We start from the raw sequence: 20657 nt of genomic DNA, 5'->3' as shown, positions 1-20657 counted from the left end.
CATATGAGCGACAGGGTGGGTCAGGTTCGGACCTTCGAGGTTTTGACGGCAACGGCGGTGTCATCGCGTCGGACGCCTCGCCATTGGTCGGATGATGAGAAGGCGCGGCTGGTCGCGGAGGCGTTTTCGCCGGGAAGCACGGTAGCAGAGGTCGCCCGCTCTTATGAGCTGGACGTGTCCCAACTCTATACGTGGCGGAGGAAGGCGCTGTCCTCGGGGGCGATCGCGCCGTTGGCGGTGCCCTTGTGTGGGCGTGGTGGCTCGGCGACCGATCCGGTGAAGTTCACGCGCTTTGACGCGGGCGCCAGCGCGGCGGTGGAGCTTGTGGTGAGCGATGTCGTTGGTAAGCGGTCAGCCGATGGCGTCAGGGCTGAAGTTCCAGGGCATGAGGGCTTCGATTTCGGTGGCCGGCCATGCTTGAGCGATGCGGCTTAAGGTCTGGGTGAGCCAGGCAAGCGGATCGACGCCGTTCATTTTGCAGGTCTGAAGAAGCGTGGCCAGTGTTGCCCAGGTTCGTCCACCCCCTCGCTACCGGCGAACAGGCTATTCTTTCGCGTAATTGTCTGGGGCCTGATTGCGCGTTCGACAATGTTGGAGTCGATCTCGATACGGCCATCGGTCAGGAACCACTCCAGCGCCTCGCGCCGGGAGAGCGCATAGCGGATGGCCTCAGCGGTTTTGGATTTTCCGGAGATTTTGCGCAGTTCCTTCTCCCACAGGCCGAAGAGGCCGGTGACGATGGCCGCGGACTTTGCCTGCCGCAGCGCCACTCTGGTTTCGGCATTCTGGCCGCGAACCTCATCCTCGACCTTCCACAGCGCGCTCATGGCGACGACCGTATCGGTCGCGGCCTGCGAGACGCCGCTGATGTGCAGATCGTAGAACTTTCGCCTCAGATGCGCCCAGCACCCGGCGAGCTGGATCGCCTGATTGCTGCCAAGCCTGGCCCGCGCCTTGGCGAGGCTCGTATAGGCAGTATAGCCATCCACCTGAAGGACGCCGCTAAAACCGGTGAGATGGCGCGCCACGCATTCCGCACCACGACTGTCCTCGAAGCGATAGGCGACCATTGGCGGGCTGGTTCCGCCATAGGGGCGATCGTCGCGTGCGTAAGCCCAGAGCCAGGCCGTCATGGCCTTGCCGGAGCCGGGTACAAGGGTCGGCAATGTCGTTTCGTCGGCGAAGACCCTTTCGCCCTCCTTGACCAGTTCCAGGATGTAATCGGCGCATATCTGAAGCTCGAAGCCCAGATGCCCCATCCATTGAGCCATCTGGTTCCGGCTGATCTCGACGCCATCGCGCAGATAGATCGCCTCCTGCCGGTAGAGCGGCAGGCCGTCGGCATATTTGGAGACGGCGATATAGGCGAGCAGTTGCTCCGTCGGCAGACCGCATTCGATGATATGCGCCGGCGCCAGCGCCTGGACCACACCATCATGCCCACGGAAGGCGTATTTGGGGCGGCGCGTGACAATGACCCGGAACTTCGGCGGCACGACGTCGAGCCGCTCGGAGCGATCCTCGCCGATCAGAATCTTTTCAAGGCCCGCGCATTCGGCAGGGATTTCCGGCTCGATGACCTCCTCGATGCGTTCGAGGTGAGCGGCAAAGCCTTTCCGAGGACGCGGCGCGCGTTTCGGCTTGTTGCCGGCAGCGCGGTCGAGCTCGCTCTGGATCGCCGCAAGCCCCGTCTCCACCTCCTCGAAGGCGAAGGCCACCTGCTCGTCATCGGCGGCAAGCCGCAACCGCTCCGACCGCGTGCCATGTTGCGCGCGCTGCAGGACATTCATGATCGTCGTCAGGTTGGCGATCCGTTCGTTGGCCGCCGCCTCGACCGCCTTCAGCCGGGCGATCTCCGCCTTCGCTGCGTCCAACTGAGCTGCACTCCCACGCGCAATTTCAGCGTGTTCTCGCGCCATTACCTGGATCATCGCCTTCAGCGCGTCGATGTCGTCCGGCAGTTCGGCAACGGATAAAACCATAGAGGGAGTAGAACAAAACGCCCGATTTTCCAATGGGTTCAGCCGATTTTGAGCGGCCATCCGAGAGGCGATTTCACCCCGTCAGCAGCGGGCGTTTGATCCGCGCAGGACGGATCTTCTTCCAGTCCAGACCGGCCAGAAGCGCCATCAGTTGCGAATGGTCCAGACGCAGCCGCGCCGCCGATACGCCCGGCCAGCAGAAGCTGTTTTCCTCCAAAACCTTCGCATAGAGGCACACCCCGCTGCCATCCCACCACACGATGCGAACCCGGTCCGCCCGCTTCGATCGGAACACATGAAGCGCCCCGGAAAACGGGTCGAGACCACTATCCCTCACCAGCGCCATCAGGGACGCCGCTCCCTTGCGGAAGTCTACAGGCTGCGCCGACACGTAAACCACAACGCCCGACGCGATCATGCCTGGCGCACCGCCCGGATAATCCCGGCCAACCGATCCAGTGCAATATCCTCGCCGACCCGCACAACGACATCGCTCACCACAAGCTCCACCGGCGCTGGCGCCCGCGTCAAAGCGCGTGAACTTCACCGGATCGGTCGCCGAGCCACCACGCCCACACAAGGGCACCGCCAACGGCGCGATCGCCCCCGAGGACAGCGCCTTCCTCCGCCACGTATAGAGTTGGGACACGTCCAGCTCATAAGAGCGGGCGACCTCTGCTACCGTGCTTCCCGGCGAAAACGCCTCCGCGACCAGCCGCGCCTTCTCATCATCCGACCAATGGCGAGGCGTCCGACGCGATGACACCGCCGTTGCCGTCAAAACCTCGAAGGTCCGAACCTGACCCACCCTGTCGCTCATATGACTCTCCTCGTGATTCTCACCACGAAAATGAGCCTCAAACCGACAAACCGCTACGTGGGGTGGCTTACCCGCTTACGTCTAATCTCGTCGCGCTCCTTTCTTGTTTCGGTAGTTCGGACAGAGACGCAATTTTGTGAACGATCTGAGGGGCGCTCGCCGACTGGCGCGAAGCTTCGCGCCACATACTTGTATTCGGTAGATCCAAAGGATCTGGACCATGATGCAGTAATGCGCATCGGCGGCTGAGCTCCGGAGCGGTGGGCCCATTCTACAAGGCGGCATGCAAGCCATTCGTGGGTTCGGGTCACCACCACCTCGGATCGTCATCGGATGCCAGCGATATCCGGGCGGCTCCGAAAGCTTTCTTATTCTCGCCGGTTCAAGCAGGCCGCAGCTCGACGCCGACCGGCGCTTGGCCAGTCGTCACGAAGCGCCATAATTCGATCAGCAGCTTGCGCGCCATGGCGACAATCAGCGACTTGCGCGTGCCATGACGGGCATCGACCGTCCGGCCGCGGTACCAATGCGCGAGGGCGCTTTCCTTCTGGAACATGAGGAAGCGCCATGCCAGTTGGATCATTCCACGACGCACTCGAGCATTACCGGCCCTGGCAAGTCCCTTTTCTCGCCGCTTGGAGCCGCTCTCGTCCGGTGCTCCAGTCAGACCGGCGTAGCGCGCCACCGCTCGTCGATCTCGCAAATTGCGGGAGAGAACCTCACGCACGAGCATATCCGCCGTCTCAATACCGACGCCAATGACTCGAGCTAAGAGGCGCACCATCACATGCGATTTTTCGTCCGGCGCCTGCTCCAACCTTTCGAGGCGGGCAGTCTCGATCTGATGGATCTGGTCTTGGACAAAATGCAGCCGGGCCAAATCACGGCCCATCTCGGCTAAGGCATTTGGGGGCAACGGCGTACCCTCGGGGGTGCGCAGTGTCGCCAGAAGGTTCTTTGCTCGTTGCAGGGTCGGCCTGAAGGTTCGGATTCCCAGCCGGGCCAGACATCCCTTCATTCGATTCACAATTCGGGTGCGCTCGGCGACCAGGCTCTCGCGCTCACGGTGCGGACGCTTGGCATCTTCTTCTTCGATCGTCGGGATCGCCGCCATGCTGCAGTGATCAGGCTCACCACGCAGCCAGCCGAGGAATGCCCGCTTCAGGAGTTCGGTATCTAACCGATCCGTCTTCGCCCGGCGGTGCTCGCGCGACACGGCGACACTTGTCGGGTGGATCACATAGGCTTCGATATCATGCGCCCGAAGCCAGCGGGCGAGCCAAAAGCCATCACGGCCCGCCTCGAAAGCAACGGTGGTGCGTTCGATCTTGCGGCCTATTCGGACGGCCTCATCTTGCCAACGTTGCAGGAGCTGCAGAAGTACGCCTTCGTCGACCGCCAGCTTCTTCAAAGGATGGCGCTCGATCCCTGGAACAATTCCGGCAACGAGCCAACTCGATTGGCTCATCTCGATGACCGCGATCAGGGTAGTATCTTGATCGAATTTGGCGAGCGATCTGCTCAAGTCGTTCAACTGTCGCATGGGGGCACCTCTCGGCTGGTTGTTTGCAGCGCCCAAGGTGCCATTCCCTCGCGGCGCGCGCCCCATAGCATCTACAAGCGCAATGACACCACGACCCTGTTCGCAGCGCTGAACATGCTGGACGGCAAGGTTATAGGGACCTGCATGCCACGTCACCGGCATCGAGAGTTCCTGCGCTTCCTCAAGCTGATCGATCATCAGACACCGTCCGGTCTCGACCTCCATCTGGTTGTGGACAACTATGCCAACCACAAGACGCCGGCCGTAAAGCGCTGGCTCAAGGCGCATCCGCGCTTCCATTTGCACTTCACGCCGACCTCGGCTTCCTGGCTCAACATGGTTGAGCGCTTCTTCGCCGAGATCACACAAAACCGCATCCGCCGCGGTGCCTTCAAAAGCGTCGCCGAACTCGAGAGCGCCATCATGGAATACCTGGACAACCATAATGCCAATCCCAAGCCTTTCATCCATCTGGACTAAGTCTGCCGGCGAAATCCTCGAAAAAGTCGCCCGTGCGAAACAAGCGTTGGAGTCACAACACTAGCAGCCTGTCGGACTTGAGCCGAGGGTTTGGATGAGATTCAGTTGCATTGATTGATTCTGCGGTTTTTGACTGAGGCGTGATGAGCAACTTTCGCCAGGTTGATCGTGAGAGCGGATTTCTGCTGCCACCGTCGGTGGACGAATGGCTGCCCGAGCGGCATCTGGCGCGCTTCGTTGTGGAGGTGATCGAGCGGCTCGACCTGTCGGCGATGGTCAAGGCCTATCGCGGCTCGGGCTCGGCCTCGTATCACCCGAGCGTGCTGTTGGGGCTGCTGGTCTATGGCTACGCCACGGGGTGTTCTCGAGCCGCCAGCTGGAGCGCGCCACTTACGATTCGGTGGCGTTCCGCTTCATCGCCGCCAACGATCATCCCGACCACGACACCATCGCCACGTTCCGGCGCCGGTTTCTCAGGGAGATCGAAGGCTTGTTCGTCCAAGTGCTGATGCTGGCCCGGGAGGCCGGGGTGCTCAAGCTGGGCACGGTGGCGCTGGACGGCACCAAGGTTCACGCCAACGCCAGCCGGCACAGCGCGCTGTCCTATGAGCATGCCAGCAAGCTCGAAGCGCAACTGAAGGCCGAGGTCAAGGACTGGGCGGCGGAGGTCGCCGATTCCGCGTCTGTGCCGGACGGCATGTCGGTGCCGGAAGAGCTGGCCCGGCGCGAGGAGCGCCTGACCCGCATTGCCGAGGCCAAGGCGAAGATCGAGGCGCGGGCCAAGGAGCGCTTCGCGCGCGAGCAGGCCGACCATGAAGCGAAGATGAGGGCCCGCGCGGAGAAGGCGAAGAAGACGGGCCGCAAGCCGGGTGGACGGCCGCCGCAGCCGCCGACGGCAGGGCCCGGTCCCAAGGATCAGGTCAACCTGACCGACGAGGACTCGCGCATCATGCCGGGGCCAGGCGGCGGCTTCGAGCAAGCCTACAACGCGCAAGCCGCGGTGGCGACCGGCAGCCTGCTGGTGGTCGCCACCGATGTGGTGCAGGCCGCCAACGACAAGGAGCAGATCGCGCCGACGCTGGCGGCGCTCGCCGCGCTTCCCGAGGCGCTGGGCAAGCCCGAGGCCATGCTGGCGGACACCGGTTATTTCAGCAACGCCAACGTGACGGCGTGCGCCGCGCCAAGATCGCGCCGCTGATAGCGCTCGGGCGGGAGCGCCACAATCTGTCGTGGCAGGACCGTTTCGCCAAAGCGCCGCCAGCCCCGGACAATCCCACGCCGCTCAAGGCGATGGCGCATCGCCTCGCCACGCCCGAAGGCCGGCAACTCTATGCCCTGCGCAAGCAGACGCCCGAACCGGTGTTCGGCATCATCAAATCGGTCATGGGGTTCCGACAGTTCTCCCTGCGCGGCCTCGAAAACGTCAAAGGCGAGTGGAACCTGGTCACCATGGCCTGGAACCTGAAGCGCATGTTCGCCCTCACCCCCGCGTGACGGGGGACGTGATAACCGCATCATCGACAGGACACTCCGAACCATGAAAACTTCACGTCCATTCTCATTGCGCTCTGACGTCGCACACATCAGTCCGACAGGCTGCTAGCGCCAGGCGCAAGCCCATTCCTTCTTGACGAGGAGCCTCAGCTCGTCGAGCGGCTGGGCGGTTCGGCATTGGTATCGAGCGCGGTCCGCTGGATCGCCCGGCGAAGATCGGCGAGTTCGCGCCTCTGCCACAAAGACGACGGCGCAGATCACGCCCTGACGGATATGCCGGCTTCATCGTCGCGGTCATTGAGGATTGCGCGGACAAGACAGAGCGTTTCGACGCCTGACCGGCTAAACGACCGCCATCGACCGGGTTCCTGCGCCTCTGGTTGTCAAGACAGCCCATTTGAGCGTCAGATGACGATGGAATGTCTCGTCCGGGCCGGTGCGGTGACCTTCACCTGCGCGCCAGAGTCCGGACAAGGCCAGAACAATCTCGCGATAAGTCCTGCGACGAGCTCAGCTGCTGTGCACTGCCGATCGTCGGTGATCGGTCGGCTGCGGCACATCCGAGACTTCCGCCGCGGCTACCTCGCCGCGCCTCAGCCTCGGAAGCCGATGACGCTCGCTTCGTGCGCCGCGCGTAACTGCATCGGCGGCGCGCATGCTCGCCTATATGAGCGCGGTTGACAGACACCCTGTGTATCCCATATTGTAATTGAGTTTCTAAATGTGAAACGTATGGGAGGATTCATCATGAGCATTCGTAACGGCATCATCGCCGCCATAGCCCTGTTGCTGCCGGCCACGGCTGCTCTTGCGCAGGACGTCACCCTGAAATTTGGCCATGCCGCGACCTCGAAACACCTGTTCCAGGACGGGCTGGTGATGTTCGCCGACAAGGTGACCGCCAAGACCGGCGGCAAGGTCAAGATCGAGGTCTATGGCGACCGCCAGCTCGGCGACGACAAGCAGCTTCTCGAAGGCGTGCAGCTGGGCACGATCGACGGCGCGCTGGTGTCCGTGCCGACGATGCCCCTGGTCCTGAACTCGCCGATTTTCGATTCGCTCCAGCTTCCGTTCCTGGTGCCGAGCTACGACAAGATGGCCGAGGTCCTGTCCTCGGATGTCGGCCAGAAGCTGCTCGATTCGCTCGCGACCAACAACATCAAGGGGCTCGGCTACATCGAAGCCGGCCAGCGCCACTTCCTGTCGCGCACCAAGGCGGTCAAGACCGTCGCCGACTTCGCAGGATTGAAGACCCGCATCGTCCCGACACCGCTGCATAAGGCGATCTGGGAAGCTGTCGGCACGGCGCCTATCGGCATGGCCTTCGGCGAGGTCTTCTCGGCGCTCGAGACCGGCACGATCGACGCGGTCGAGATCAACCTCTCCTCTGCCTTCGCCGAGAGCTACTACGAGGCCGCCAAGAACGCGACGCTGACCGGCCATTACTTCTGGCCCGGTGTGCTGATGATGGGCTCCGCCAAGTATGACGGCCTGAGCGACGAGCAGAAGAAGGCGATCGCCGAGGCAGGCCACGAGGTCATTGCCCAACACTATGCACATGCCCGCGACCAGGAAGCCCAGATCACCAAGCAGCTCGAGGAGAAGGGGGTCACCATCTCCAAGATCGAGGACCTCGCCGAGATGCAGGCAAAGACGAAGCCCGTGCTGGACGCGTGGGTTGCCAAGGATCCGCTGATCGAGGCTTTCGTCAACGCGGTTGAGAAGTAAGACCGACTGTTGCGGGGCGGCGCGCTGACGGCCGCCGCCCCGTCCCAACCACCTTTCGGTACCGTGCCTTGCGGCGGCCCTTCCGGCCGCGACGGCGGAGGCACGCCGATGACGAGGCTGAACCATGCTCGCCTTGCGACGCTATTTCGACGTGGCTGTGTCCACCATCCTGATCTGGATGCTGATCGTCCTGCTGACCGTCATGACGCTTCAGATCGTGCTGCGCTACGGCTTCTCGACCTCGCTGATCTGGGCCGAGGAAATCTGCCGCTACCTGCTCGTCTGGGTCTCGTTCCTTGCCGCCGTGCTCGCCTATGAGCGCGGCGAGATCGCCAGCGTGCCACTGCTGCGCGACGTCCTGCCGCCGAACGCCGGCCTGATGCTCGCGATCCTCGCCAACACGCTCGGCATCGTGCTGCTCTCGGTGCTGGTCTGGTACGGCTTCGTCTATGCCTCCCGCCTCGGCTCGTCGCCGATCCCGGCGATGAAGTTCCTGCTCGGCGACCTGTTCGGCCCCGACTTTCCGGTGCCCAGGGTCTACTGGGTCTACGTCGCTCTGCCGGTCGGGCTCGGCCTGTTCGCGCTGCGGCTCGCCATGGACATCGTCCTCTACGCCCGCATGATCGGCACCGGCGCGCGCGCCTCCGACCTCAGGCTCGCAACCGAGATCGAGGCGCACGGATGATCCTCTATCTCGCCATCTTCTTCGCGACGCTTATCATCGGCATGCCGGTGGCGCTCGGCCTCGGCATGGCCTCGCTGGTCTACCTGCTGATCGAGGGCCACGGCCACCTGCTGGTCGCCTTCCCGCAGCGCATGATTGCCGGCATCGACAGTTTCCTGCTGCTGACGATCCCCTTCTTCATCCTCGCCGGAAATCTTATGAGCGCGGCCAATCTGACCGGACACATCGTTCGCGCGGCACAGTTCCTTGTCGGGCGGATCAAGGGTGGGCTGGCGGTCGTGAACGTCCTGTCGAATCTCCTCATGTCCGGGTCGAGCGGCGCGGCCACCTCCGAGGCTGCAGCCGTCGGCGGCATCATGATTCCGCCGATGAAGCGGGACGGTTACGATCCGGCCTATGCGGCAGCCTTGACCGCGTCCGGTTCGCTGCTAGGTCCCCTTATTCCCCCATCATTGCCTCTGATTCTGTTTGGCGTGCTGACCGGCACGTCCATCGGGGATCTGTTCCTTGCAGGTATCCTCCCGGGTCTCATTCTGAGCGGGCTGCTCGTAGGCTATGCGCTCTGGAAGGGCCGCAGAGAGAACCATCCGGTCTCTTCTCCGGTGCCGGCCAAAGAGCGCCGCGGGCTTCTCATCGCGGCCACGCCCGCGATCTTTCTGCCCGTGCTGATCGTCGTCGGCATCCGCACTGGCATCTTCACGCCGACTGAAGCCGCAGGCGTAGCCTGCATCTATGCTCTGGCCATCGGGTTGTTCGTTTACCACTCCCTATCCTGGCAGAAGCTCAAGCAGTGTTTCTACGATACCGCGACAATGTCGTCGGGGGTGATGCTGGTCGTTGCGATGGCGAGCATGACAGGCTTTGTGTTGGGCATCGAAAGCCTGCCGCAGAAGGTCGCCGCTCTGATCCTGGGCGTGTCTGAAAACCCGGCGATCCTTATCATCCTACTCAACGTCATACTCCTCATCCTCGGCCTGTTCCTCGAGCCGTTGGCGGCGATGGTGCTGATCATGCCGGTGCTCAACGCGTTGGCGCCGTCCATCGGCATGGATCCTGTGCAGATGGGCGTCATGGTGGTGCTGAATCTCATGATCGGCATGATTACGCCGCCCGTCGGATTGGTGTTGTTCATCGTCTCCTCGATCGCCCGCAGCCCGCTGCAGGCGGTGACGCGGGCCTCGCTCCCCATGCTGGGATTGTGCATCCTCGTTCTTGTGATGGTCGCCGCGATCCCGGGCCTCTCGCTCTGGATTCCGGGCCTGTTCAAGTGAGGATCAGATGACGGTAGAGCTCGACAAAACGGTCAACCAGTCCACCCAGATGGCCTTCATGATCATCGAGGTGATGGCGGAGATCGGGCAGCCCGTGGGCCTGTCCGACCTCGCGCGCCGGATCGGTGTGTCGAAGGTGCGCGTCTTCCGCTTCCTGCGCACGCTGCTCTCGCTCGGCTATGTGCTGCAGGACCCCGAGACCGAGAAATACCGGCTGTCCTACAAGCTCTACCATCTCGGCCAGGCGCTGGCCGATTCCACCGACATCCTGCGCGAGGCTCGGCCGGTCATGGTCGAACTTCGGGACGCAACAGGCTTCACCGTTTCCTTCTCGCAGATGGAGCAGGGCGGCATGCGCATACTCGACATGGTGCGCACCGAGCAGCCGGTCGTGATCGTCACCCGCCCAGGCGCGCTGCTCGATTTTCACGCCTCGGCGCAGGGCAAGATCGCGCTCGCCTTCGGCGGTGCGAAGCTCGCCGGCACCGCGCTTCGCCAATGGACCAGCGAGACGTCGACCGACCGTTCCGCCGTCGAGGCGGAGGTGGCCGAGGTGCGGACACGGGGTTGGGCCGACGCGCCGAACCAGACGCTGCAGGGCGTCACCGCCGTCTCGGCGCCCGTCTTCGACATGACCGGCGATTTCGTCGCCACGCTGACGATCGCCGGACCCACCAACATCATCGGGACGCCGCCCGACCCTCGCTACGTTGAGGCGCTGACGGCGGCGGCCCGCAAGATCTCCCGGAATCTAGGCAATACGGATCAGATGACATGACCAGATATTCCCTCGCCGTCGACATCGGAGGCACCTTCACCGATGCCGTCCTTCTCGCCAACGACGGCCGCACTTTCGTCGACAAGACGCTGACCACCCACGGCAACCTGCTCGAAGGCTTCTTCCGCGGCGTCGATCTGGTCATGGGCCGCGCCGGCATCGCACCGCCGGACGTCAACGATGTTGTCGTCCACGCCACCACGGTCGTCACCAATGCGCTGATCGAACGCAAGGGGCCGCCGGTCGGGCTGATCCTGACCAAGGGCTTCACCGACATCCTCTACATCCGCGACGAACATCGCTACGACATGTACGATCCGCAGATCGAGTTCGCCGAGCCGCTGATCCCGCGCGAGCGCACCTGGGCTTTGGATGAGCGCGTATTGGCCGACGGCTCGGTCGAGAAGGCGGCGAAGGAAGCCGAGATCGCGGCCATCGCCCGTGACTGCAAGGCGCGCGGCATCCAGTCGGTCGCCGTCAGCCTGATCAACGCCTATCGCAACGGCGTCAACGAGGTGCTGGTGGCCGAGGTCTTCGCCCGCGAGGCGCCCGAGATCTTCGTTTCGCTCTCGTCCGAGATCGCGCCGCAGATGCGCGAATACCTGCGCACCTCCACCGTCGCGATCAACGCCTACACCGTGCCCATCACGCGGCCCTATCTCGACGCGCTGATCAAGGAGTTGGACCGCCAGGGCTTCTCACAGCAGCCGCTGATCATGCTCTCCAACGGCGGCGTCATCGGCGCCGGCCGCGCCGGCACGCTGCCGGTGCGCATGATCGAGAGCGGACCCGCTGCCGGCGCGCTGGTCGCCTGCTACTTCTCGCGCATGTTCGGCCTGCCGGACCTGATCTCCTTTGACATGGGCGGCACCACGGCAAAGGCCTGCATGATCCAGAACCACGAGCCGCTGGTGACGGGCACGTTCGAGGTCGACCGTCGCTACCGCTTCAAGCCGGGCTCCGGCATGCCGATCACCGTGCCGTCGATCGACATGATCGAGATCGGCGCCGGCGGCGGCTCGATCGCATGGGTGGACGATCTCGGCCTGCTGCGCACCGGGCCTGAGAGCGCCGGCTCGATCCCCGGTCCGGTCAGCTACGGGCGCGGCGGCAAGGAGCCTTGCGTCACCGACGCCGACGTGGTGCTCGGCATCCTCGATCCCGACCGCTTCCTCGGCGGCGACATGAAGCTCGACGCCGCGGGCGCCCGCGCGGCGGTCGGCAAGCTCGGCGCGAAGATCGGGCTCACCCCCGAGCAGACCGCCTGGGGCATTTACGAGGTCGTCTGCGAGCAGATGGCGGCGGCCGCCCGTACCCACGCCACCGATCGCGGCGTCGACTATCGCGGCCTGCCGATGCTGGCCTTCGGCGGCGCCGGCCCGGTCCATGCGTGCCTCGTCGCCGACCTGATCGAATCGAAGCAGGTGATTTACCCGCCGCTCGCCTCCGTGCTGTCGGCCTTCGGCACGCTGGTCACGCCGGCACAGATCGACCTGGTGCGTAGCCAGCTCGGCCTGGTCGACCGGCTCGACCCGGCCGAGGCGCGCGAGCTTGTCGGTCAGATGACCGGCGAAGGCACGGCGGCATTGGCTGAAGCCGGCCTCGCGCCATCGGACATCGCCTTCGTCTTCGGCGCCGACCTGCGCTATTTCGGCCAGCAGTCGGAGCTGCGGATCGAGCTGCCCTTCGATCCCCGCGAGAGGCTCGACACCGATGCGATGCGCGCAATCTTCGATCGCGAATACGTGACGCAATACGGCCTGAAGCTCGACATGCCGCTTGAACTGGTCAACTGGCACGTGACCGCGCGCGGCAGCCTGCCGGACCGCGCCGCCGCGACCGTTGCGCGGGGCGGCAGCCGCCCGGCGCCGCGCAGCCGCATCGTCCATTTCCGCGGCAAGCCGGTCGAGACCGCGGTCTACGCGCGCACCGAACTGATGGAGGACGATGCGATCGCTGGTCCCGTCATCGTCGAGGAGCGCGAGACCACCATCTTCGTCCTGCCCGGCTGGACGATCCGACTGCATGCAAACGGCAGCCTGATTGCCGACAAGATGACGGAGCACTGACCATGGACGGCGTGGAACTTCAAATCCTGTGGTCGAACATGATCGGGATCGTCTCGGAACAGGCGCGCGCGCTGCAACGCATCGCCTTTTCGCCGATCGTCCGCGAAGCCGGCGACCTCGCCAACGGCCTGTTCGACGCTCGCGCCCGCATGGTGGCGCAGGCCGTTACGGGCACCCCCGGCCACATCAATTCTCTGGCGCGGCCGCAGCGAACCTGCTCAAGCATGTCGATGCGTCGAGCCTGAAACCAGGCGACGTGCTGATCACCAACGATCCGTGGATGTCGGCCGGCCACTTCTTCGACATCACCGTCCTTTCGCCGATATTCCGCGCCGAGAAACTGATCGGGTACGCCGGGTCCACCATCCACCACACCGACATCGGTGGCTACGGCATCGGCTCGGGCGCGCGCGACATCCATGAGGAAGGCCTCTGGATCCCCGTGCTCAAGCTCTACGAAGCGGGCGTGCGCAACGAGACGCTGTTCTCGATCATCACCCGCAACGTCCGCACGCCGGACGCGCTGCTGGGTGACCTCGGCGCGCAGGTCTCCTCAGGCATGATTGCCTCGCAGCGGCTTAACGCGCTCTGCGACCGCTACGGGCTGAACGATATCGAGGCGCTGTCGGACGAGATCATCGCCCGCTCAGAGAATGCCACACGGGAGTCCATCCGCACCCTGCCGGCCGGCACCTTCCACGGCGAGTCGACCTTCGACGTGCCGGGAGGCGACCGGATCACGCTGAAGACCGCGGTGACCATCGACAACAAGGCCGGTGAGATCACCGTTGATTTCACGGGCTCGTCAGGACGCAGTCCGCGCGGCATCAACGTCGTTCCGGCCTACACCCAGGCCTACGCAACCTTCGCCATCCGCTCGACGCTCAACCCGGACCTGCCCAACAATGCCGGCTCGCTGGCTCCCATCAAGCTGAAGCTGCCGGACAACTGCATCGTCAACGCGACCTACCCTTCGCCGGTCAACGCCCGCCATGTCGTCGGGATGTACGTGCCGTTCCCGATCCTCAATGCCTTGTCGCAAGTCGTGCCGGACAAGGTTGTGGCCGAGGGGTCGGGCGCGGTGTGGACCGTGCAAATCCAGGGCCAGGACGAGGAGGGCCGCGCTTTCACCTCGTCCATGTTCAATTATTCCGGCGGCATGGGCGCACGCGCCGGCAAGCCTGGCATTTCGGCGGTCTGCTACCCAACCGGCGTGTCGGCGGTTCCCGTCGAGGTGCTGGAAGCGGCCTATCCGATCGTCTTCACCTGCAAGGAACTCGAGCGCGGCTCCGGCGGCGCGGGCACGCAGCCCGGCGGCGACGGGCAGCGCATCGGCTTCCGCATGCGGACGACGCAGCCCTGGCTCTTGAACACCGTGCCAAGCCGCCTCAGCGAGGCGCCGCAGGGCCTCGACGGCGGTTCGCGGGGCCGCGCCGGTCAGTTCCTCGTCAACGGCAAACCGGTCGTGCTCTCGGGCAAGACCGACATGAAGGCCGGCGACGAGATCACCATGATCACACCCGGCGGCGGCGGCTTCGGTACGCTGAAGGCAGCCAAGGTGGCCTGACGGATTTCAAGACAGGGAGGACGAGATGAGTGAACTGCAACCCTTCCGTATGCCGGTCAAATGGGAAGACCTGCCGCGCTTCCCGGTGCGCGAGCATATCAGCCGGGCCGGCTTTCGCGGCGAGGACGTGCTGCTGGTCATGAACTGGCTGGAAAAGGGCATGACGCTCGGCATGCACAAGCATCCCTTCGAGCAGATCGCGGTGATCCTGACCGGCCGCATGCGCTGGACCGTCGGGGACGAGACCTTCGAGGTCGGCGCGGGGGAAGTGCTGCGCGTGCCGCCCGACGTGATGCACGGCGGCATGCCGATCTCGGACGAGGTCGTGATGAATCTCGACATCTTCTGCCCGATTCGGAAGGATTATCTCGAGATCGTCGACCACCAGGCCGCCGACTTCCCGCCCGTGGAGAGCTGAGATGGGCTTTCCCGCGGTCCATGCCGCCCTCGCTCCGGCCATCCGCCGGGGCGCGCTGCACCTGTCGACCTTCTGCCAGTTGCCTGATCCCAACGCGATCGAGGCGCTGGCGAAGACGAAGCTTGATTCCTTCATTCTCGACATGCAGCACGGCATGTTCGACGAGGCCGCCGTCGTCGCAAGCGTTGCCGCCGCCGCGCTGGAGGGCAAGCCGGCTTTCGTGCGGCTGCCGGTCGATTGCGGCGGGCTCGCTTCGCGGGTGCTCGATTTCGGCGCGATCGGCGTCGTCTGCCCGATGGTCAATACGGTCGCGGACGCGGAACGTCTGGTGTCCTACACCAAGTTCCCGCCGGTCGGCTTCCGCAGCTGGGGACCGCGCCGCGCGATCCCGCTATCTGGCCTGAACGGCCCTGGCTACCTCGCCAAGGCCAATAAGCTGAACCTTGCAATCGCCATGATCGAGACAAGGCAGGCGCTGGACAACCTCGACGCGATCCTCGCCGTGCCCGGTATCGACGGTGTCTTCGTCGGGCCGTCCGACCTGTCGGTCTCGCTGTCGAGCGGCGCAACGCTCGACAGCCCGGACGTGTCGCCGGCGCTCGACTATGTCGCTGCCCGCGCCCGCGCGGCGGGCAAGTTCGCGGGCGTCTTCGCGATCGGCTCGGGCTACGCCACCGACTGTATCGGGCGCGGCTATTCCTTCATCGCGCTGCTGCAGGATGCGCTGTTCATGCAGCAGGCTGCCGACGCAGCCGTCACCGCTGTGCGGGGCAAGGCGGCATGACGCGCCCGGTCATCCTGACCGTCTGCGTCAACGGTGGACGGCCCGATGCGGCCGAGCTCAACCCGAACCTGCCGGTGAGCCCTGAAGCCATCGCTGCGGCGGTCGCCGAGGCGGCGGAGCTGGGCGCGGCGGTCGCCCACATCCATGTCCGCGATCCGGCAACGGGCCTGCCCTCCAACGACATCGGCCTCTGGCGCGAGACCGTCGGCCTGATCCGCGCCGCCGGCACCGACATCTTGCTCAACCTCAGCGCCTCGATGGACGGACTGCTGGTGCTCGACGATGCGGCGGGCTTCGCGCCGGCCGAAGGCACCACGCTGCGCCCGGCGGCGGGCAGGGCGGACCATGTGCTCGCGCTCACGCCCGAGATCGGCACCATCGACTGCGGCACCTTCGCGCTCGGTCAGGCGATCCACGTGGCGCGCATGGGCGACCTGCGCGAGATGGCGCGGCTATACCGCGAGAAAGGCATCCGCGCCGAGGTCGAATGCTTCGACTTCGGCCATCTGGAGGTCGCAAAAAGCTCGCGGCGGAGGGTGCGTTCGGCCCGACGCCCTTCATGCAGATCTGCCTCGGCACCGGCTATGGCGGCGCGCCCGCGACGCCGGCAGCACTCGCCGCGATGCGCGAACGCATTCCCGTCGGCACGGTCTGGGCGGCTTTCGCGGCCGGCGAGGACAATCTCTGGGTCATGCGCGCGGCGGTCGCCGGCGGCGGCCATGTCCGCGCCGGACTGGAAGACGCGCTCTTCGACGCGGCCGGCAAGCCGACCACCAATGCCGCGCTGCTCTCGTCCGGCGTGGAGACCATCCGCTCCGCCGGCGGCCGCCCCGCGACGCCGGCCGAGGCGCGAGCCATCCTCGGCTTGCCTGCGAGTACCTGAGCGGGTCATGACGGTCGGCGCGAGGCCGGCTTGCGCCGGGCACGAGGCAGGGAGGAAGATATGAACCCGGCACGCTGGCTTGAACGCGCCGCCCTGCTCTGGCCCGACCGGCCGGCGCTGTTCCGCGGCGCGGAAGCGGTCCTCGACTATGCCGGCTTCAATGCCCGCGCCGGGGCGCTGGCCGCCGGTCTCGCGGCGACAGGCATAGCGCCGGGCGACCGCGTCGCGCTCTTCCTCGCCAACCGCATCGACTATCTCGTCGCCATGCAGGCCGTCTGGCGGATCGGCGCGGTGGCGGTGCCGGTCAACGCCAAGCTGCACGAGAAGGAAGCTGCCTACATCCTCGGCCATTCCGGGGCGGCGCTGTGCTTCACCGACGGCGACCATGCCGGCGACCTCGCGGCACTGGCGCCCGAAACGCGCATCGTCGACATGGACGGACCGGACTTCTCGGCACTTGTCACCGACACTCCGGCTACGCCGCTCCATCCGACCGGCCAGAACGACCTCGTCTGGCTGTTCTACACATCCGGCACGACTGGTCGGCCAAAGGGCGTGATGCTGACGCCAGCCAACATCCAGGCGATGATCATGAGCTATCTTGCCGACGTCGATGCGGCCGAGGCCGGCGATGCCAAGGTCTACGCCGCACCCATGTCGCACGGGGCCGGCCTCTATCAGTTCATCTACCTAATCTGCGGTGCGCGCCACGTCGTGCCGGCTTCCGGCGGCTTCGACAGCGACGAGATCCTCGATCTCGCCGAACAGCTCGGCCGGCTCTGCTTCTTCGCCGCCCCCACCATGGTCCGCCGCCTCGTCGCTGCCGCCAAGTCACGCGGGGGCCGGGGGAGGGCATCCGCACGATCGTCTATGGCGGCGGGCCGATGTATCTCGCCGACATCCGCGACGCGATGGACCAGTTCGGCCCCCGCTTCGCCCAGATCTACGGCCAGGGCGAGACGCCGATGACCATCACCGCTCTGACCCGCGCCGCCCATGTCGAGGCAATGGAAGCCGGATGGGACGACGCGCTCTATTCGCGCCGCCTTGCGTCTGTCGGCGTCTCCCAGGCAGGCTGCGAGGTAGCCGTAATTGGACCTGACGAGAAGCGGCTTCCGGCCGGCGAGATCGGCGAGATCGCTGTGTTCGGCCCGTCGGTGATGAAGGGCTACTGGAACGACCCGGCCGCGACCGCCGCTGCGATTCGCAACGGCTGGCTGCATACGGGCGACATGGGCGCGATGGACGAGGCCGGGTTCCTCACCCTGCACGACCGCTCCAAGGACGTGATCATCTCCGGCGGCACGAACATCTATCCTCGCGAGGTCGAGGAGGCGCTGCTGACGCATCCGGCCGTGGCGCAGGTCTCTGTGATCGGCCGGCCCGATCCTGAATGGGGCGAGGTCGTCGTCGCCTGCGTCGTGCTGGAGCCGGGCGCCACCGCCGACGCAAAGACGCTCGACGACCACTGCCTGACCCAGATTGCCCGCTTCAAGCGACCGAAGGACTATGTCTGGCTCGAGGACCTGCCGAAGAACGCCTACGGCAAAGTGCTCAAGACTGAATTGCGCGCCGTACATGGTCTCGCGGAGCGGTCGAGTTCTTCTTCTTGAGCAATCGATGGATTCGACATCGTGGCTCGAGATCAAAGATCGTCGCGGCGGTTTTTTCAACGCTCGCGTGGGCAATCTACAGATGGAGAAGCGACGCATCGCGCGCGTTAAGCGTGAGAGACGGGCCATCGAAAAGCGGCAAAACCTCTCGAGAAGTACAGGCGGAATATGCACCGCGGGCGATGTCACGTTAACTTGCGGTCAGGCATTTGCGGGATAGGGTGGAGGGCATGAGCATCTCTCCCATCAGCTACAAACGCCATCGCTTCCCGCCCCAGATCACCGCCCACGCGGTCTGGCTGTACTATCGGTTTCCGCTGAGCCTGCGGCATGTCGAAGAGATGCTGCTGGCGCGAGGGATCACGGTCTCCTACGAGACGATCCGCCGGTGGGGCAAGAAGTTCGGGCCCGAATACGTCAGTGGCTTGCGCCGCAAGCAACCAGGCTACGACGACATATGGGCACCTCGACGAAGTGGCCATTACGATTGCCGGCGAGAAGCATTGGCTGTGGCGGGCCGTCGACCAGGATGGCTATGTGCTCGACGAAATTGTCCAGCGCCGTCGCAACGCCAAGGCCGCCAGGCGGTTGTTAACGCGTCTCTTGAAGAAGCAGGGCGTCACGCCGAAGCGCATGATCACCGACAAGTTGCGCTCCTACGGAGCGGCCAAGCGTCAGGTCATGCCGGGCGTCGAGCACCGTTCGCACAAGGGCTTCAACAACCGGGCGGAAAATTCGCATGTGCCGCTGCGAGAACGGGAACGGGCGATGCAGGGTTTCCGATCACCGGGAGCGTTGCAACGCTTCGTCTCGATCTTCTCCGCCGTCCGCAACCTTTTCGTCCCGTCCTGCTCACAACGTTCTGCTCTCGGCATCCGCAATCATCGCCTGCAGGCCATGGCGGAATGGAAGGCCGTGACCATCGGCAGCTGACAACCGCGCCACAAATCCCATCGCGTTCAGACGCCGGTAACGTGACATCGCCGGCGCAATTGCATCGCCCGGACCAAGGCCGCAAAAGCGCGTCCAGTTTCAACCGGTCACTCTCCCTCAAGCCGGAGGAGATTGGGGTCTCAGGTCACCTCCGCATGGTTCCGTCCTCAGTGCTGCGGCGGCGTCAACAGCGCCGCGCGGTTCGCCATCAGGAAGTCGCGCACCGTCTGGCCAGGCTGTCCGGTCAGGGTTTTCAGGTCGTCGCCGGCCACGTCTAGGAAACCCTGCGCAATCGCCTCGTCGAATGAGACGAAGACCCGCGCCATGAATTCCGGCAACCCGTTGCCGACCATCGCCTGCACCAGATTCTCGGCGGGCAGGGCGATGTAGGGGATATCCTTGCCCGAAATCTCGGACAGGATCGCCGCGACCTCGGCCTGGCTGACCGCCTGCGGCCCGGTGATATCGAGGGTCTGCCTGCCCATGGCCGTCATCAGCGCCGCGGCTGCGGCACGGGCGCAATCGGCCCGCGTCGCATATCCGGCCTTCCCCTCTGCCGCGGCGGCGAAGTGTTTGCCAATGGCGACGCTCTTCGAGCCGCCCATCAGCAGAAAGTCGGTGTACATGTTGTTACGCAGGATCGTGTAATTTGCCCCACTGGCCGCGATCAGCTTTTCGGTCCCTTCGTGGTCGGGGGCGAAACCAATCGGACTGTCCGGGACAGGGCTCGCGAACGAAGTATAGACGATATGATCGACACCCGCCGCCTTGGCGGCCGCGACGGCGTTGGAATGGGCCGCGAGCCTCTTGCCCGGCTCAAGGTCGTCGGTCGAGATGATGAGAAGGCGCTTGCCGCCCACGAAGGCGCCGTCTAGCGATGCGGGATCGTTGAAATCGCCTTGGCGCGTCTCGACGCCCTTCGCCTGCAGATCGGCCAGCTTGTCGGGATTGCGCGATACGGCAACGATCGGACTGGCGCCTGCCTGTAGCAGCAGTTCGACCACCTGCCGGCCAAGCTGGCCGGAGGCGCCGGTGACGATGAAGGGGCCGTTCTGGATATTGGACATTGTTGGTCTCCTGGGGTGATTTCTGGCGAAGGGCCTTTTGCCCTCAGCCGTGGATATGGACGGGTGCCGGGTTCGCCAGCTTGCCGCGGGCGAAGTCCCAGCTTGTGGTCAACAGGCGCAGCATCACGTCGATCTCGGCCTCGTCACGCGGAGCGAAGGCCATGACCGCCGTAGCGGGGATATAGCCCAGCCGCGCCATCGGATGCGGCTCGCCCCAGCCCTTGGCGATCAGTTCTTCGACCGCCGGCACGGGCAGCATCAGATGCGACGAGCCATCGTATCCAGGGTGAACATGGGCAAATTCGCGCCCGATCATGAAGGCCTCGCGCGGGCCGCAGGCGTATGTGTGCGGCAGCACCAGCGCCTCGGCGCCCGGCACCGAAATGCCGGATGGACGGCGCTCGACGAAGGGCAGCTCGAAGGCGCGGCGCTTGAACTCCGCATGGATCTCGGGTGGCGAGTTCTGCGACACCTGTTCATGCGGGGCACAATCAGTCGTCGTCGGGCGCGTGCCCGGGCGCATCGGCAATTCGAAACTCATC

The 20657-nt window shown here is 64.9% G+C and carries 16 protein-coding genes and 6 pseudogenes; 17 read left to right on the top strand and 5 right to left on the bottom strand.

From position 1 onward, the window contains the following. Positions 1–3 precede the first annotated feature (3 nt). Complete coding sequence (locus HK436_RS27855) at positions 4–435, top strand: transposase (protein ID WP_173194886.1); 432 nt, start codon at positions 4–6, stop codon at positions 433–435. On the opposite strand, the pseudogene tnpC reads toward HK436_RS27855, so the two are convergent. The 3 genes and pseudogenes from tnpC to HK436_RS27835 form a co-directional block, all read right to left on the bottom strand. Continuing rightward, positions 352–1982, bottom strand: a pseudogene (gene tnpC, locus HK436_RS27850) (IS66 family transposase). The gene HK436_RS27855 and the pseudogene tnpC overlap by 84 nt on opposite strands. Positions 1983–2055: 73 nt before the next feature. Further along, entirely contained in the window at positions 2056–2802 is a 747-nt protein-coding gene (gene tnpB / locus HK436_RS32005; RefSeq protein WP_244649496.1) for an IS66 family insertion sequence element accessory protein TnpB, read from the bottom strand. Between the two features lie 382 nt (positions 2803–3184). Further along, positions 3185–4345 (bottom strand): IS110 family RNA-guided transposase, encoded by a 1161-nt coding sequence (locus tag HK436_RS27835; protein WP_173194885.1) that lies wholly within the window; start codon positions 4343–4345, stop codon positions 3185–3187. 72 nt (positions 4346–4417) lie between these two features. Here HK436_RS27835 and HK436_RS27830 point away from each other — a divergent pair. The 16 genes and pseudogenes from HK436_RS27830 to HK436_RS27765 all read left to right on the top strand — a co-directional run. After that, positions 4418–4889, top strand: a pseudogene (locus HK436_RS27830) (IS630 family transposase); the annotation flags it as partial. A gap of 79 nt (positions 4890–4968) precedes the next feature. Further along, on the top strand, positions 4969–5334 hold the full coding sequence (locus HK436_RS34135; RefSeq protein ID WP_512770963.1) for a transposase: 366 nt from the start codon (positions 4969–4971) through the stop codon (positions 5332–5334). Then, positions 5226–6023: a transposase gene (locus tag HK436_RS34130; protein WP_512770962.1), complete on the top strand. Its 798-nt coding sequence runs from the start codon at positions 5226–5228 to the stop codon at positions 6021–6023. Before HK436_RS34135 ends, HK436_RS34130 begins: the two co-directional genes overlap by 109 nt. Further along, positions 5996–6319, top strand: coding sequence for a transposase (locus HK436_RS34125; RefSeq protein WP_512770960.1), 324 nt, complete (start codon positions 5996–5998; stop codon positions 6317–6319). The genes HK436_RS34130 and HK436_RS34125 overlap by 28 nt, the downstream gene beginning before the upstream one ends. Positions 6320–7066: 747 nt before the next feature. Then, positions 7067–8047: a TRAP transporter substrate-binding protein gene (locus tag HK436_RS27820; protein WP_173194883.1), complete on the top strand. Its 981-nt coding sequence runs from the start codon at positions 7067–7069 to the stop codon at positions 8045–8047. A gap of 124 nt (positions 8048–8171) precedes the next feature. Next, on the top strand, positions 8172–8732 hold the full coding sequence (locus HK436_RS27815; RefSeq protein ID WP_173194882.1) for a TRAP transporter small permease: 561 nt from the start codon (positions 8172–8174) through the stop codon (positions 8730–8732). Then, on the top strand, positions 8729–10003 hold the full coding sequence (locus HK436_RS27810) for a TRAP transporter large permease (RefSeq protein ID WP_173194881.1): 1275 nt from the start codon (positions 8729–8731) through the stop codon (positions 10001–10003). Before HK436_RS27815 ends, HK436_RS27810 begins: the two co-directional genes overlap by 4 nt. Before the next feature lie 7 nt (positions 10004–10010). After that, entirely contained in the window at positions 10011–10781 is a 771-nt protein-coding gene (locus HK436_RS27805) for an IclR family transcriptional regulator (protein WP_173194880.1), read from the top strand. Continuing rightward, on the top strand, positions 10778–12850 hold the full coding sequence (locus HK436_RS27800) for a hydantoinase/oxoprolinase family protein (protein ID WP_173194879.1): 2073 nt from the start codon (positions 10778–10780) through the stop codon (positions 12848–12850). The genes HK436_RS27805 and HK436_RS27800 overlap by 4 nt, the downstream gene beginning before the upstream one ends. A gap of 2 nt (positions 12851–12852) precedes the next feature. Next, positions 12853–14417: pseudogene (locus HK436_RS27795) on the top strand (hydantoinase B/oxoprolinase family protein). A gap of 25 nt (positions 14418–14442) precedes the next feature. Then, positions 14443–14835, top strand: a complete 393-nt coding sequence (locus HK436_RS27790; protein ID WP_244649494.1) for a cupin domain-containing protein — start codon at positions 14443–14445, stop codon at positions 14833–14835. Between the two features lies 1 nt (position 14836). Continuing rightward, on the top strand, positions 14837–15619 hold the full coding sequence (locus HK436_RS27785) for an HpcH/HpaI aldolase family protein (protein ID WP_173194878.1): 783 nt from the start codon (positions 14837–14839) through the stop codon (positions 15617–15619). Next, positions 15616–16502, top strand: a pseudogene (locus HK436_RS33875) (beta-keto acid cleavage family enzyme). The gene HK436_RS27785 and the pseudogene HK436_RS33875 overlap by 4 nt, the downstream one beginning before the upstream one ends. 60 nt (positions 16503–16562) lie before the next feature. Continuing rightward, positions 16563–17617: pseudogene (locus HK436_RS31995) on the top strand (AMP-binding protein); the annotation flags it as partial. Between the two features lie 45 nt (positions 17618–17662). Further along, positions 17663–18115: a class I adenylate-forming enzyme family protein gene (locus tag HK436_RS33870; protein WP_376769226.1), complete on the top strand. Its 453-nt coding sequence runs from the start codon at positions 17663–17665 to the stop codon at positions 18113–18115. A 230-nt stretch (positions 18116–18345) separates the two neighbouring features. Then, positions 18346–19048: pseudogene (locus HK436_RS27765) on the top strand (IS6 family transposase). Positions 19049–19215: 167 nt separating this feature from the next. On the opposite strand, the gene HK436_RS27760 reads toward HK436_RS27765, so the two are convergent. Next, positions 19216–20115 (bottom strand): NAD(P)H-binding protein, encoded by a 900-nt coding sequence (locus HK436_RS27760; protein ID WP_173194876.1) that lies wholly within the window; start codon positions 20113–20115, stop codon positions 19216–19218. 43 nt (positions 20116–20158) lie between these two features. Next, complete coding sequence (locus tag HK436_RS27755) at positions 20159–20656, bottom strand: luciferase domain-containing protein (protein ID WP_173194875.1); 498 nt, start codon at positions 20654–20656, stop codon at positions 20159–20161. Position 20657: the final 1 nt, after the last annotated feature.

Source organism: Neoaquamicrobium sediminum (assembly GCF_013240295.1).
In the GTDB taxonomy this organism is placed as follows: domain Bacteria; phylum Pseudomonadota; class Alphaproteobacteria; order Rhizobiales; family Rhizobiaceae; genus Aerobium; species Aerobium sediminum.
The sequence above is the reverse complement of the archived record's forward strand: the minus strand, read 5'-3'. Positions and strand labels throughout refer to the sequence as shown.

Coding starts and splice junctions, on each gene's coding strand:
- HK436_RS27800 (WP_173194879.1), top strand. CDS start 10,778: ATGACCAGATATTCCCTCGCCGTCGACATCGGAGGCACCTTCACCGAT.
- HK436_RS27835 (WP_173194885.1), bottom strand. CDS start 4,345: ATGCGACAGTTGAACGACTTGAGCAGATCGCTCGCCAAATTCGATCAA.
- HK436_RS27790 (WP_244649494.1), top strand. CDS start 14,443: ATGAGTGAACTGCAACCCTTCCGTATGCCGGTCAAATGGGAAGACCTG.
- HK436_RS27755 (WP_173194875.1), bottom strand. CDS start 20,656: ATGAGTTTCGAATTGCCGATGCGCCCGGGCACGCGCCCGACGACGACT.
- HK436_RS27805 (WP_173194880.1), top strand. CDS start 10,011: ATGACGGTAGAGCTCGACAAAACGGTCAACCAGTCCACCCAGATGGCC.
- HK436_RS27810 (WP_173194881.1), top strand. CDS start 8,729: ATGATCCTCTATCTCGCCATCTTCTTCGCGACGCTTATCATCGGCATG.
- HK436_RS27760 (WP_173194876.1), bottom strand. CDS start 20,115: ATGTCCAATATCCAGAACGGCCCCTTCATCGTCACCGGCGCCTCCGGC.
- HK436_RS27820 (WP_173194883.1), top strand. CDS start 7,067: ATGAGCATTCGTAACGGCATCATCGCCGCCATAGCCCTGTTGCTGCCG.
- HK436_RS27785 (WP_173194878.1), top strand. CDS start 14,837: ATGGGCTTTCCCGCGGTCCATGCCGCCCTCGCTCCGGCCATCCGCCGG.
- tnpB (WP_244649496.1), bottom strand. CDS start 2,802: ATGAGCGACAGGGTGGGTCAGGTTCGGACCTTCGAGGTTTTGACGGCA.
- HK436_RS33870 (WP_376769226.1), top strand. CDS start 17,663: ATGAAGGGCTACTGGAACGACCCGGCCGCGACCGCCGCTGCGATTCGC.
- HK436_RS34135 (WP_512770963.1), top strand. CDS start 4,969: ATGAGCAACTTTCGCCAGGTTGATCGTGAGAGCGGATTTCTGCTGCCA.
- HK436_RS27855 (WP_173194886.1), top strand. CDS start 4: ATGAGCGACAGGGTGGGTCAGGTTCGGACCTTCGAGGTTTTGACGGCA.
- HK436_RS27815 (WP_173194882.1), top strand. CDS start 8,172: ATGCTCGCCTTGCGACGCTATTTCGACGTGGCTGTGTCCACCATCCTG.